This is a genomic window from Caballeronia mineralivorans PML1(12), assembly GCF_001028175.1.
Classification (GTDB): Bacteria; Pseudomonadota; Gammaproteobacteria; order Burkholderiales; family Burkholderiaceae; genus Caballeronia; species Caballeronia mineralivorans.
In genome coordinates this window covers 1-14,054 of sequence record NZ_AEJF01000012.1, presented here as the reverse complement: position 1 = coordinate 14,054, position 14,054 = coordinate 1, and the positions used below count along the sequence as shown (strand labels likewise).

The 14,054-nt window shown below is 59.6% G+C and carries 11 protein-coding genes; 8 read left to right on the top strand and 3 right to left on the bottom strand.

Features of this window, described 5'->3' with window-relative positions; genetic code table 11:
- Both EOS_RS02330 and EOS_RS02325 read left to right on the top strand, forming a co-directional pair.
- Window positions 1–1,007, top strand: a 1,007-nt coding sequence (locus EOS_RS02330) for a glycosyltransferase family 4 protein (protein WP_047844998.1), incomplete at its 5' end; no start/stop codon positions are given.
- 198 nt (window positions 1,008–1,205) lie between these two features.
- A complete protein-coding gene (locus EOS_RS02325; RefSeq protein ID WP_047844997.1) occupies window positions 1,206–2,177 on the top strand; it encodes a LysR family transcriptional regulator in 972 nt (323 codons plus the stop codon).
- Here the strand turns inward: EOS_RS02325 and EOS_RS02320 are convergent.
- The gene (locus EOS_RS02320) at window positions 2,167–3,150 is read right to left on the bottom strand and encodes a GDP-mannose 4,6-dehydratase (protein WP_047844996.1); all 984 of its coding nucleotides are present in this window, start codon (window positions 3,148–3,150) and stop codon (window positions 2,167–2,169) included. The genes EOS_RS02325 and EOS_RS02320 overlap by 11 nt on opposite strands.
- Window positions 3,147–3,329, bottom strand: coding sequence for a hypothetical protein (locus EOS_RS02315; protein ID WP_047844995.1), 183 nt, complete (start codon window positions 3,327–3,329; stop codon window positions 3,147–3,149). Before EOS_RS02315 ends, EOS_RS02320 begins: the two co-directional genes overlap by 4 nt.
- Before the next feature lie 792 nt (window positions 3,330–4,121).
- Here EOS_RS02315 and EOS_RS02310 point away from each other — a divergent pair.
- From EOS_RS02310 to EOS_RS02300, 3 genes are all read left to right on the top strand, one after another.
- The gene (locus EOS_RS02310; RefSeq protein ID WP_047844999.1) at window positions 4,122–6,338 is read left to right on the top strand and encodes an NHL repeat-containing protein; all 2,217 of its coding nucleotides are present in this window, start codon (window positions 4,122–4,124) and stop codon (window positions 6,336–6,338) included.
- 819 nt (window positions 6,339–7,157) lie between these two features.
- Window positions 7,158–8,657: a flippase gene (locus EOS_RS02305; RefSeq protein WP_047844994.1), complete on the top strand. Its 1,500-nt coding sequence runs from the start codon at window positions 7,158–7,160 to the stop codon at window positions 8,655–8,657.
- Window positions 8,658–8,667: 10 nt separating this feature from the next.
- Window positions 8,668–11,175 (top strand): glycosyltransferase family 4 protein, encoded by a 2,508-nt coding sequence (locus tag EOS_RS02300; RefSeq protein WP_047844993.1) that lies wholly within the window; start codon window positions 8,668–8,670, stop codon window positions 11,173–11,175.
- Window positions 11,176–11,270: 95 nt separating this feature from the next.
- Here EOS_RS02300 and EOS_RS02295 read toward each other — a convergent pair whose 3' ends face one another.
- Complete coding sequence (locus tag EOS_RS02295) at window positions 11,271–12,449, bottom strand: acyltransferase family protein (protein ID WP_047844992.1); 1,179 nt, start codon at window positions 12,447–12,449, stop codon at window positions 11,271–11,273.
- A gap of 268 nt (window positions 12,450–12,717) precedes the next feature.
- Here EOS_RS02295 and EOS_RS47430 point away from each other — a divergent pair, with 268 nt between their 5' ends.
- The 3 genes from EOS_RS47430 (at window position 12,718) to galU (ending at window position 14,052) form a co-directional block, all read left to right on the top strand.
- Window positions 12,718–12,861: a hypothetical protein gene (locus EOS_RS47430; RefSeq protein ID WP_166681181.1), complete on the top strand. Its 144-nt coding sequence runs from the start codon at window positions 12,718–12,720 to the stop codon at window positions 12,859–12,861.
- Between the two features lie 17 nt (window positions 12,862–12,878).
- Window positions 12,879–13,049, top strand: coding sequence for a hypothetical protein (locus EOS_RS46925; RefSeq protein WP_160312458.1), 171 nt, complete (start codon window positions 12,879–12,881; stop codon window positions 13,047–13,049).
- 79 nt (window positions 13,050–13,128) lie between these two features.
- On the top strand, window positions 13,129–14,052 hold the full coding sequence (gene galU, locus EOS_RS02290) for a UTP--glucose-1-phosphate uridylyltransferase GalU (RefSeq protein ID WP_047844991.1): 924 nt from the start codon (window positions 13,129–13,131) through the stop codon (window positions 14,050–14,052).
- The last annotated feature ends 2 nt before the right edge of the window (window positions 14,053–14,054 follow it).

The following is a 14,054-nucleotide window of genomic DNA, read 5'->3' as shown; positions in this document are numbered from 1 at the left end:
ACACCGAGGGCGTGATTCGCGGCTTCGGTCCGGCGGCGCAGTCGTTGCCGCGCCGTTTGATGGCCGCGCGCCGGGCGTTGCGGGCGTCGTTGAGCCGTGAGCGGCCTGATGTGGTCTCGTCGCATTTCGCGCTCTACACCTTCCCCGGACTCGATGTCACCCGCGGCATTCCGCAGGTCTCGCATTTCCAGGGGCCGTGGGCGGACGAGAGCCATGTTGAAGGCGCCGATTCCATCGGCCAGCGGACCAAGCGCATGCTTGAGCAGCGGGTGTATGCACGCTCCTCGCGCTTGATCGTGTTGTCGGAGGCGTTCGGGGAGATTCTGCACTCGCGTTACGCGATTCCTGCCGACCGGATTCGTGTGGTGCCGGGATGTGTCGATGTCTCGCAGTTCAATTTACCGCTGAGCCGTTCCGACGCGCGTCGCCGGCTTCAGTTGCCGCAGGACCGGCCGGTTGTGCTTGCGGTGCGTCGACTGGTCAGACGGATGGGGCTGGAAGATTTGATCGAAGCGATGAAGCGCGTGAAGGCGAAGCAGCCTGACGTGTTGTTGTTGATCGCGGGGAAGGGGCGTCTTGCGGAGGAGCTGCAGGCGCGCATCACGGACGCGGGTCTTGACGACAATGTCCGGCTGCTCGGGTTTGTGCCTGACCGGCATTTGGCGGCACTGTATCGGGCGGCCGATGTGAGTATTGTGCCGACCGTTGCACTGGAAGGTTTCGGATTGATTACGGTGGAATCGCTTGCGTCGGGGACGCCGGTGCTGGTGACGCCGGTGGGCGGGTTGCCGGAAGCGGTCGCGCCATTATCTGGGAACCTTGTATTGCCTTCGACGGGCGTGGATGCCATTGCCGATGGGTTGATCGGTGCGCTTAATGGATCGCTTAAGTTGCCGACGGAGCAGGAATGCCGACTCTACGCACGCGAAAATTTCGATACGCCGGTGATCGCCAAGCGCGTAGCTGCGGTGTATAGCGAAGCGATTCAGGCGGGGGTGGTGCATTAATCAGGGTTGTTCGGGGTTTTTCGTTGAGGCTGGCGGCCGGTTGTGGGCAGTGCGCAAAACTGACCCAAGGCGCCGGCGAAACCCCCTATGCAAGCAAGGATCCATTGAAGCGTCGTACTATTACATTCTATTTCCCTGACCGGAACGACGCGCCCGCGCAATGCACCATCTCCGCGGGCCAGAATGGAACCGACGAGCATGGACCGATTTCTAGCAATGAAAGTCTTCGTGCGCGTGGTCGAGAGCGGTAGTTTTTCCAAGGCGGCGGATGCATTGCGCCTCCCGGCCGCCAGCGTATCGCGCACCGTTCAGGCACTCGAAGCGCATCTCGGCGCGCGCCTCCTGAACCGCACAACCCGCAGCATCAGCATTACCGAAGACGGCGAGATTTATTACGAGCGCTGCGTGCGCGTACTCGGCGAAGTGGACGACATGGAGTCGGTCTTGTCACGCTCCAAGCTCAGTCCTAAAGGCACCGTGCGCGTCAGCCTGCCCGCGCTAATGGCGAAAAGCACCATCATCTCGGCGCTCCCCGAATTCTTCGCGGCCTACCCGGATATCCGCGTTGAAATGAGCCTGACGGACAAGCAAGTCGACATCATCGAGGCGGGCGTGGATTGCGTGATCCGCGTGGGCGCAGTTGGCGATGTCGGCCTGGTGGCGAAGATGATTGGCCGTTACTCCCAGGTCACCGCGGCAGCACCGTCGTATATAGCAAAATATGGTGAGCCCAAGACGCTCGAGGATCTAGAGAATCACATGTGCGTGGATTATCTGGTGAGCAAGACAGGGCGGGTCAGAAGCTGGGAGTTCGTGGTGGACGGCGAGACCAAGACCATTCCGCTCAAGGCCGTGCTGGCTGTAAACGACGCGGATTCGTATGTGGAATGCGGCCTGGCCGGCCTTGGGCTGATCCAGGCATCGAGCTATACGCTGTCTTCGTATCTGGAAAGCGGCGCGCTGGTCGAAGTGCTGCAGGCGTATCCGTCGTACCCGCGGGTGGTGTCGATCCTGTACGCGGCGAACCGGCATCAGCCACGGCGGGTGAAGGTGTTTATCGAGTGGATCGCGGAGATTTATAGACGGCAATCGTCATTGCAGATAGCCGCGGACGATCTGCTCGCCGGACATACCGGACATGTCGAACACGCAAGCCACGTCACGTCTTGACGGCAACGCCGTTCTGCACCGCTTCATTACTGTCGACTTGCGCGCGAGCGTGTTTGAACATCCACTCGAGCGTGTCGTAGATCGGCGTGACGGGTACGCGGCCAATCGCACGCCGTAGCTTGATGTTCGAACCGACCAGCTTCGCAATCTCATTGCGCCGCATGAAGCGCGGGTCGACGAAGATCTCGATCTTGTATCCCGCGATGCGTTGCAGCATGGTCAGGATTTCACCCAGCGAATGGCCGGTGCCCGAGCACGTGTTGAACGCTTCGCCCACGGGCGCGACTTCCAGAAGCCGTGTATAGACTTCGACCACGTCGCGCACGTCGGAGAAATCGCGGCTCACGGCAAGGTTGCCGAGCGACATGCGTGTTTCATGGCGCGCATGATGATTGACGATCTTCGGCAGCAGAAAGTCTTCGCCCTGGCCAACGCCGGTGTAGTTGAACGGCCGCGTGAAGAATATGGGCAGGCGGTCGAGCCACAGGCGCGCCATGTTCTCCATGGCAAGCTTGCTGACCGCGTAGTCGTTGCCGGGATTGAGCGGCACGTTTTCGTCGATGACTTCCACGTTCGCATTGCCATACACATTCGAGGTGCTCGCCATCAGCACAGCGCGAGGTTTCTGGTCGAGCTGGGACAACGCGTCGAGCAGATTGCGCGAGCCCATGATATTGACGAGATAACTTTGCGTGGGCGGATTGCCCGTGACGTGCGCGAGGCCCGCGAGGTGAACGACCACATCCGGCTTGGCGTCTGAGACGCACGCACGCACCGCATCGAGATCGAGCAGGTTCACGGGAACGCCGGTCGTGCCGGGCACATCGGGCTCGGACGCGGGCGAAGTCGTGCCCCACACGTCGTAACCTTCGTCCAGCAGACGCGCGGCCATGTGGCGTCCGGTAAAGCCCGAAAGACCCGTGATGAGAGCGCGACGGCGTTTGCCGCCGTCAGGGTGTTTTATGTCGTTCATTGCGCTTGATGTTTGCGGCGGCCGTTTTGGGCCGTTTCGCAAAGTGTTTGCGGCATCATGGGAATGGTTTTCCATGCCTTGTCTGGTGACGCCAGCCGCTTGCCGTTTTCCGGCAATGCAGCCGCCGAGCGATGGGTTTCATCATGCAAGGGTATTCGCATGAGAATGCCGAATTCCACTCCGCGCCCAGTGCGACGGGACTTTCCAGCCATTGTCCGCGTCGATTTAATGGGCAATTTTATCACGTCGCCTTTAATTCAAGGGGGCGGAACACGCAGCGTAGCCTGCGCTCGACGTGAAGTACCGCCAACTAATTGCCGAACGGCTGCACGCGATCTTCGAGCGGGGTCACCCGCCATAGGATTGAATACGGTCGCATTGGGCCGCGCCCTTAGGCACGCAGGCACGCAGGCACGCAGGGCAAAAATTTCGATGCAGGCATCGGCGCGGCGGTTACGCAGCGTCACGCCTTAGCCCGAAAGCCGAACATTACGATTTGCTGATTCTATAAAAAAACAAACGGGAAAATATTGGATCGGCTTCAGGCGAGATGTTAAAAAGTATTTCCTGCAAGCCTGCTCAAAGCGGTCGGGATGCCCTGTATTTATTACTTTTCGAAACAAATTTTTTGAATGAAATAAGTCAATGCGCAAGTAAGTCGTGCGCTCGGCGCCGTGCTGACAAAGGCTCTCGCGCTTCATTGATTCCTGGGGCATTTCAGGGGCGACATTCAAAAGACGGTTCTAACGGTAATTGATTGCGGTTTGTGGTTCATTTACCACTGTCGATCTTTCATCGCATTCCATTTATTTCAGATTTTTTTGCAATATTTGAACGGTAGGCTTGGTTAACCCGAGTAACGGCCGTGACGCCTGGTCTGCACCATCGGCCGATGGGAGCAGGGCCGGCCGCTCTCAGACGGAGAAAACCTCTTGCATCGTTTTTCGCGGTTTTTGCGTTTTTCGCGTTTTTTGCTTCCTGCATCACGTTTTCTGGTTGTTGGCGCGCTCGGTCTGGCTGCAGCGGCCTCCGCGTCTGCGGCGTTGCCCACGGTGCTGCAGGCGCGCACATCGTGGATTGGCAACACCTTCGGTTTCGGCGATGGGGTCTGGACGCAGATCAACATCACCGCGATCGCTGTCACGCCCGACGGCCGCGTCTACACCAACGCGCCGTGGGATGAAAGCGGCGCGGAAGTGAGCGTCTACAAGGATGGCAAGGTGCTCGGCACGGCCGGCGGCACGCACGGCTGGGGCAACTATGGCGGCAACGCGATCGCGCTGAACCGGCGCTATGCGTTTGTCGCGGTCGGGGTGGGCAACGAACGCGGCAAGTTGTCGAAGCCGGGGGTGTGGCCGCCGAAGGGCACGCAATGGTTCGGCGTGTCGCGCCGGGACATTGGCGACATGAAGCGCAGCGTGGCGTTCCAGGCAAACCTCGCCGCCGATAAAGACGGGCACGCGCAGCTCGCAGCCGCGTTCCTGATGATCAACGAGGCGCCGGAAGACAAGCGCGGCGCGCCGAAGACCGACGAGTTAAGGCAGGACGTTGGTGGACTGGCTGCGACGGACGCGCTGTTGTACGTCGCGAATACCGCGATGAACCGCATCGAGGTGTACGACGCTGAGTCGATGCAGCAGAAGGGCAAATGGAACGCGACGCAGCCGGGTCGACTGGCGCTTGCGAAGGACGGCACGCTCTGGGCGCTGGTCGATTCGCAGGGCGGTAAAGCGCGGCTCGCGCATTACACGCCGGCGGGCGTGACGATCGATGATGCACCTGCTTTTGCCGCCGGCACGGACGCTGTCGATCTGACGATAGACGGTCAGGGACGTTTGCTGGTCGCCGACAACGGGCCGCGTCAGCAGGTGCTGATCTTCACGCGCGATGGCGGCGCGAACAAGTACCGCGAGTCGAGTGCGCTGGGTGAGCGCGGTGGCATTTTTTCGGGCATCGCCGGGCGGCCCGGTCCGCAACGCTTCAACGGACTCACGGGTGTGGGCGTGGATGCGGCGGGCAACGTCTATGTATCGACGAACGGGATTGGCGTGAGGCAGGGTTCGATCGGCGCGGGGCTGGGCACGACGCTTGAGAGTTACGCGCCCGATGGCCGCCAGTTGTGGCTGGTGCAGGGACTGTTGTTCGTGGACGGTGCGTGGATGGATCCGGCGCGTCCGAACAGCGTCTACACCGGCAACAAGCGCTTTGAACTGGATTTGTCGAAGCCAGTGGGACAGGAATGGAAATACGTGGGTTTCTTGTCGGGGCGTTTCAAGTATCCCGAGGACCCGAGCTTTAGCATCGGTGACTGGCCGGGACAACCGATCGCCCGCAAGATCGATGGCCGTACGTTTTTGTATTTGACCGACATGTATTCGGATCACCTGAAGATCTATCGCTTCGATTCAAAGCGCGATGGTGAGCTGGCGATTCCTTCGGGGTACTTCGCAGGGCGTGAGCGTGGGACGGAGAGCATTCCGAATCATCCGCCGCATGGCGACTGGATCTGGCGCGACGACAACGGCAACGGCCGGTTCGATGCGAACGAGTTCGATGTGAACAACGGTTTGCTGCCGAATCCTGGTGGTTGGGGATGGTGGGTCGACGCGAAGGGCGACATTTGGCACACGAGCGACGTCCGCGGCATTAATCGCTTTCGGTACGGCGGTGTGGACCGCGTGGGCAATCCGAAATACGCGTATGACAACGCGCAGAACTATCCGATGCCTGCGCCGTTCAACGTGGTCAAGCGCGCGGTGTACGAGGCGGATACGGACACGATGTATGTCACGGGTTACACGGCGGACGAGCCGTTTGATCGTGGTTTCTGGAAGGAAGTTGGGCGGCGGTTGGTGCGCTACGACCATTGGTCGAAGGAACCGCAGCAGCGGTATTCGATTGAGTTGCCGTGGGACACGAAGAGCAAGCCGCTTGCGACGACGATTGGGTTGACGCTCGAGGGCAAGTATTTGTTCACGGTGGAACCGGTGGGCATGGTGCATGTGTATGAGAAGGACACGGGGCGTGAGGTTGGGGTGATTAAACCGGGTCCGGAGGTGGGTGGTGCGTCAGGGTGGGTGGATGTGCCGAATGGGATTAGCGCTAGCCGCCAGGCGAATGGCGAGTACCTCGTGTTTGTTGAAGAGGATGCACGGGGGAAAGTCATGATGTACAGGTGGCGGCCATAGCGTGTTCGTTCGCACTTTGGGGTTTGTTTTGGGGGCGGGCGTAGTGGTCGGGGTCAATGCCGGGTTGCTGCTGCTTAGGCTTGCGGTCGTTATGTGTTGGATGTTTTCTTTATCACTGAGCCACTATGCGTGGCGGCACTTCATTTCTTTTTCCACCGGCGAAAAAGAAACAGAAGCAAAGAAAACACCTCTCAACAATCGGCAAGTTAGTGTCCCTAGCGTGCAGGCCTCAGTTTTTGGCACCGTGATAGCACGGTGCTCGCCAGACTTGAGGATGTTTGAACCCATCCTTCTCGCGAATCCTGACACGAACACGCTTCGCCCTCAACGCTCTCGGGCAAGCACCGTGACCCACGGACCATGACGGCCTGGTGTGCTGGTTGCCGTATTTCGTGGTGGGTTGGCTACGTGGACTGCAGGGTTATTTTTTGAGGGGGTTGTTCGCGGATAGCGCGGGGTGTCCCTGTGGCAGGTTCAGTCACTGGTGGCGAAGCGTATGGGTATCCGTGTTCGGAGAGGTCGGGCTTCAAACCTCCGTGAGTCTGGCGCCGTGCTATCAGGTGCCAGAAACGCCGAGCCTGCACGCTAGGGACACTAACTCGCCCGTGGTTGGAAAGTGTTTTCTTTGCTTCGTTTCTTTGTCGCCTTGGACCAAGAAATGACGTGCCGCCACGCACAGTGGCTAACAGCGATAAAGAAAACAGCTAACTCAAGCGGACCACTAACACCGAAAGCAGCAACCCGACACCACCCCCGACCACCAACACCAGCAACCCAAAACCCCAAGTGCGAATGAACCCCTAAGGACGAGTGCGAACGATGGAAAAATCGATGGTGAAAAACATGGCGATCAACTTCTCGGGACTGGTGTTGCCCACCTTCGTCTCGTTGATCACCGTGCCGGCATACATCCATCTCGTCGGCGTCGAGCGCTACGGCGTGATCAGCCTCGTCTGGACGCTCATCGGCTACTTCGGCATTCTCGATCTCGGCATGGGCATGGCCGCTCAACACCAGATCTCAAAGGCCCACGCCGCCAATGACCCCGAAGCCCGCTCACGCGTATTCTGGAGCGCCATCTGGCTCAACCTCGGGACCGGCATTATCGGCGGCGTCCTCATCTACTTCGGCGCATTCGCCTACACCGCCTACGTCGCACATTCGTCGCCCGCCATGCAACGCGAGGTCTATCACGCACTGCCATGGCTCGCGCTAGCCATCCCCATCGCCAACGTCTCATGGGTCTGCGCCGGCGCAATCAACGGCGTCGAACGCTTCGGTATCTACAACACCAATCAAACTATCGGCACCTTCCTGTTCCAGTTGCTGCCGCTCGCCGCCGCCTGGAAAATCGCCCCCAACCTGCAGACCGTACTCGCTGCCGCCGTGCTCGCACGCGTTCTAGCCGTGATTCTCCTCGCACGCGCCAGCTTCAAAGTACTCGACATCAAACGCATCGAATGGCCGCAGCTCCGCGTAGCAGGCGGCCTGTTCAAGTTCGGCGGCTGGATGCTGGTCGCGACCATCTCCAGCATGATCACGGACTCGCTCGACCGCATCCTCCTGGGCGCGAATCTCGGCGCACGCTTTGTCACGTATTACACGGTGCCGCAGAACCTCGTCACCCGTCTGAACATGCTGCCGAACTCACTCGTTCGCACCTTGTTCCCGCGCTTGTCCGCAGTCAAACGCGATGACGCCGATGCCATGGTCCGGCAGTCGCTCGAATTCCTCAACGGCGTGTTCACACCGATCGCGCTCTTCGCCATGCTCGTGCTCGCGCCATTCCTGCATCTCTGGGTAGGACAGGAAATCGCCATCGCCAGCGCGCCGGTGGGACGCGTCCTGATCATCGGCGTGTGGCTCGTCGGGCAAGCAAGCGTCACGCGCATCATGATCCAGTCGCAGATCAATCCCGCCACGGCCGCGCGCATCGGCCTGGTGCAACTGCCGTTCTTCGTGACGGCGCTGTGGTTCGGCATCGCCCACTTCGGTCCTATCGGTGCGGCCACGGTCGTCGTGCTGCGCTCGCTGGCCGACTATGGCCTGTTGCTCAGGATCTCGCGACTCCATGCCCGGCCGATCGCCAGCGACATGCTGATGCACCTCGCATTCCTGGTCGCAAGCCTGGGCGTGGCGTTTGTCATCGATCCAATCGAGTACCCGTTGGAGTCGATCGCGGCGGCGTTTGTTATCTCGGGCCTGAATGCAGGCTGCTCCCTTCTTACGCGGCCCGCGTTGCGCTCCATGGCGCGAAGCCTCGTTCATGAGTTGAATGTGCGCCTTAAACGGCGCGTGAAATCCACGGTTCTAAGGTGAGGAGAGTCGCATGAGACATGATCTCGATGAAGCGGTCATCGACCCGGTGCGAGTGAACCTCGAGCCTGTCGATCCGCCCCCGCCCTCTGTGCAGGGCACGCCACCCATGCATCGCGCAAGAGTCGCGCAACGTGTGCCGCGCGTGGCGATCGTGCACGACTGGCTTGTTGCTTTTGCAGGCGCCGAGAAGGTGCTCGAACAGATCGTCATGTGCTTCCCCGATGCCGATCTTTTCAGTGTCGTGGACTTCATGGAAGAGCGCGCGTGGATGCGCGGCAAGACGGTCACGACCTCGTTCATCCAGAAGCTGCCGCAGGCGAAAAAGCGCTACCGCTCATATCTGCCGCTGATGCCGCTCGCAATCGAACAGCTCGATGTATCGGGCTATGACCTCGTCATATCGAGTAGTCACGCTGTCGCCAAGGGCGTGCTGACCGGCCCCGACCAGATTCACGTGAGCTACGTGCATTCACCCATTCGTTATGCATGGGATCTGCAACATCAGTACTTGCAGCAATCGAATCTGACCGCCGGCGTGAAGTCGCTGCTCGCGCGTCTCGTGCTGCACTACATGCGCAATTGGGACATCCGTACGTCGAATTCGGTGGACCATTTCATCGCGAATTCGGCGTTCATCGCGCGGCGGATCAACAAGGTCTATCACCGCGATTCACACGTGATCTTCCCGCCCGTCGATGTCGAAGCGTTCCAGCTTTGCGAGGTGAAAGAGGGCTTCTATCTGACCGCGTCGCGGATGGTGCCGTACAAGAAGATCGACCTGATCGTCGAGGCGTTCGCGAAGATGCCGCAGCGCAAGCTGGTGGTGATTGGCGATGGCCCCGACATGCGCAAGATCCGCGACAAGGCCACGCCGAATGTCGAGATCATGGGCTATCAGCCGTTCGCGGTCCTGCAGGACAAGATGCGGCGCGCGAAGGCGTTCGTGTTCGCGGCCGAAGAGGACTTCGGCATCTCGGTGGTCGAGGCGCAGGCGTGCGGTACGCCGGTGATCGCGTACGGCAAGGGCGGTGCGTTGGAGACGGTGCTCGATAGTTCGCACGCGCGCCCGACTGGCCTCTTCTTCGATGAACAGACGACCGGCGCGATTATCGAGGCGGTGGAAGGTTTCGAACTCGGCGCGGTGAAGATCAATCCGGCGGATTGCCGCGCGAATGCCGAGCGTTTCTCGATCAAGCATTTCCGCGATGGGCTGCGCGCGTATGTACAAAGCATCGCGCCGCAGTTCACGCTCGCACCGCCGGCGTTGCCGCCGGTGCCGGTCGAGCGCGTGGTCAAGGCCGAGCCTTCAAAGCAAGATGAAGAGCACAAAGCGGCCGACTCAATGCGTGTGCTAGCCGTCGATCAAAGTGGTGTGCTAGGTGGCGCGGAACTATCGTTGCTCGAGGTGATGAAGAACATGCGCGGCACCAACGAGACCGTGTTGTTCGACGACGGCCCGTTTCGCATCGCACTCGAAGCGGTAGGGATCAAAGTCGATGTGCTCGACGGCGCCGCGCTCGGCGGCGTGAGCAAGGAGGGCGGATTGAAGCGCCCGGGCGCTGGCATGATCGGCGGTGTGATGAGCCTCGTGCGCGGCACGCTGGAAAAATCGCGCAACTCCGATGTGATCTACGTGAACACGCAGCGCGCGATGGTGGTCGGTGCGATCGCCGGGCTGATCTCGCGGCGGCCGGTGGTGTGGCATCTGCGCGATATCGTCAGCAAGGAGCATTTCGGCAAGACCCAGCTCACCATCATCAAGTGGTGCACCAAGCTCATGCTGGAGCGCGTGATCGCGAACTCGACGGCCTCCGCCGTCGCGCTCACCGCGTTGACGCGCTTGAAAGAGGAGCGGCTGGATGTCGTGTTCAACGGTATTTCAGCCGAGCCGTTCACCGAGCTGGAATCCGTCGCGCAGCACGATCTGCGGGCGCGCTTCGGTTTGCCGCAGGACGCGTTTCTGGTGGGCTCGTTCAGCCGGCTCGCGCGCTGGAAAGGGCAGCACATCCTGCTTGAAGCGCTGCTGGAGGCGCCCGAGATGCATGCCGTGCTGGTAGGGGCGGCGCTATTCGGCGAGGACGCCTATGAGGCGGAATTGCGTGCCTACGTGCTCGAACACGGTCTTGCCGATCGTGTGCATTTCCTAGGCTTCCAGCATGACATCGCGGCGTGCATGAAAGCCGTCGATGTCGTCGCGCACACGTCCATCAGCCCGGAGCCGTTCGGTCGAGTGATTATCGAAGGCATGCTGGCGAAGCGGCCGATCGTGGCGGCGCGTGCAGGCGGTGTGACGGATATTGTTGAAGATCGCGAGAACGGCATTCTGTGCACGCCGGGCGATGTCCACGCGCTCGCCGGCGCGCTAGGTGAACTGTCTGCCGATGTTGGCTTGCGCAACCGCTTGGTCGAGCAGGGTTATGCCAACGCGATCAGTCGCTTCGGTACCGAACGGTATGTGGAAAGCGTCGAAAAGATTCTCTCCGATGTCGCTGGGAAGTCGCGGTTGAAACGAAGCTAACGATCTCTGCAACGCAGTGCTTTGCAAACGACAAACGAAGAAGCCCCGCGGACGCGGGGCTTCTTCGTTACGCAGAGCGCAGAGCCGAGGGTGCCTTAAGCGGTAGCGGCCTGGCGCCGCTTAAGACTTGCGGACCAGTTCATCGCCGGGCGTTCGACCAACATATAGAACACGAACGCCACTGCAATCGGTACGGCCATGAAGGCAAACGACGCCCAGATAGTAGTTTGCAGCGCCGAGTGAAACAGCACTGATCCCAGCAGGATAAGGATCGGAATATGCACGATATACAGCGAGAAGCTGAACTCGCCGAGCCACGAAAAACCGCGCACGGGCAATGAGTTGCGCATCGGTTTATCCAGCGCCTGGAACAGATAGAGCGCGAACGCCAGCGCCCAGAACTGGAACGCCAGATATTGCCCGACCTTGAACGCGCCGCAGCCGATCACCGCAACCACCACGGCCGCGATCTTCAGCTTCATCGACCCCTTGGGCATCTTGAGTGCATCCGGCGCGCCTTTCGCTTCGGCGATCCACGCGCCAAGCGTCCACGAGAACCAGTACGACGCGAACAACACAATCTCGTGGCGCTCGAACACGAGCGCCGAAATCACGTTGACGATGCCAACGCAAACCAGCACCGCCTTCATCCCGATCCGCCGGCGCAATGCAATCAGCAACGGATACACGAGATAGAACTGCACTTCGAGCGACAGCGTCCACAACGCTCCGTTCGATCCGAACGTGCCACCGGCCACGCCCTGCAGCGAGAGCAGGTTGACGATGAACAAATGCAGATCCGCCGTGCCGATCTTGGGGCTGACCGGCGTAAAGCCAAGGCTGAACGTATCCAGCACGTAAGTCAGCACCAGCGCCGCAAGCAGCACCGGATAGATCCGCGCGAAACGGCGCATCAGGAAGTTGCCGGTATCGAAGGGCGCGGCGGGATTGGCGAGCAGCTTGCGTGCTGTTCCCCGATGAATGCAGTAACCGCTGATCACGAAGAAAATCGGCACGCCGGCCGAACCCCACGCAATCGGAAAGGTGAGATAGCTGAAAACCGTGTTGAGGTCGAACCTGGCCCCGGTTTTGTGGAATTGCTGTATGCCGATCCAGGTGATCTGGCGGCAATGAAAATAAGCGACCAGTAATGCCGCGAAACCGCGCCACGCGTTGATGGCGACATCGCGGTCGTCGATGCTGACAGCGGCTGCGCGTTCGAGCGGTAACTGCAGGGAGGAACCGGCCGGATCGAGCAGGGACGAATCGCTCATTGAAGACCTCGTGTCCAGGTTGAATGAAGGCCGCAGACGCTTCCCGGCCTTGTGGCGCCTTATTCAGTGTACGAAGTGGCGCGCTAAGCAACTCCCATATTAGTCCTGCAAATAATGGAAAAATATGCGTGGCAAACACCTTGTCTTGCGCATGATGAGCAAAAACGTCCCTTTGATCTGTTCGAAAGGTAACGAATTTATTCGGCAATTATTTACCGATTTTTTTCTGCTAACTTCATTTCAGACCATTCAAAAACAGGGGTAAGCCATGGACATGCACGCACTTGCCGGTATTGCTGTTTTGTTGATTCTCGCCGCGGTCTCTGCTTATCGGGATGCGCTGCGTAACGATCCTATGTCGAAACTGAACGCCTCGGGCATTCGTTTTCCGCATCTGGACGACCAGGAATAAACGTTTCACGAACGATCGTGCTGCAACGCGGCAGACGGATGAATATTTTTTTTCCGGGGATCGATCGGCCCTCGCCGTTGCTGGCTCCAGGCCATCCGACACGCCGCTTTGCGACGCAGCAATTTATTTTACGTTTTCAAAACCGGCTGTCGATGGAAATTGACACCGTGATTGAAAGTTTTGAATGAATGCGAATCCGATGTGTTGGACACCGCACGAACGGGCGTTCGTGCATTAATTTGCAAGCATTTTAGGGAAGCGCGTGCGATGCTGAAAGTCACCAAAGCCGTATTTCCTGTCGCGGGACTCGGCACCCGTTTCTTGCCCGCGACAAAGGCGAGTCCAAAGGAAATGCTTCCCGTCGTCGATAAACCGCTGATCCAGTACGCGGTCGAAGAGGCGATCGCGGCCGGAATCACGGAATTGATATTCGTGACGGGCCGCAGCAAGCGTGCGATTGAAGATCACTTCGACAAATCGTACGAGATCGAGGCGGAACTCGAAGCGCGTGGCAAGAAGGCGTTGCTCGAAGTCGTGCGCAACATCAAGCCCGCGAATGTGGACTGCTTCTACGTCCGGCAGCCGACGGCACTTGGGCTCGGTCACGCCGTGCTGTGCGCCGAAAAATTGATTGGCGAGAACCCCTTCGCTGTGATTCTTGCCGACGACTTGCTTCACAGCAAAGAGCCGGTCATGAAGCAATTGGTCGATGTGTTCAATCACTACCATAGCTCGGTGATCGGAGTAGAGAGGATCAACCGGGTCGACAGCGCGTCGTATGGCGTGATTGAAGGGCGCGAGTGGGAAGAGGACATCATCAAGCTGTCGGGGATCGTGGAGAAGCCGCAGCCGGCCTTGGCGCCATCGAATCTGGGTGTAGTGGGGCGTTATGTATTCATGCCCGGCATTTTCACGCATCTGCGCAATACGCGGCCGGGCAGTGGCGGAGAGATTCAGTTGACCGATGCGATTGCGTCGCTGCTGTCGGTGGAGCAAGTGCTGGCGTACCGGTATTACGGCACGCGCTTTGATTGCGGCAGCAAGATCGGATATTTAAAGGCGACGGTGCAACTGGCGTTGCAGCACCCCGAAGTGCGTGAAGACTTCGAAGCGTATTTGCGTGAGTGCCTGCCAGCGTTGTTTCCCGCGGCGGCAGTGGCCGAGCAACCCGAGTTGATCGAGCCGTTCTAAGA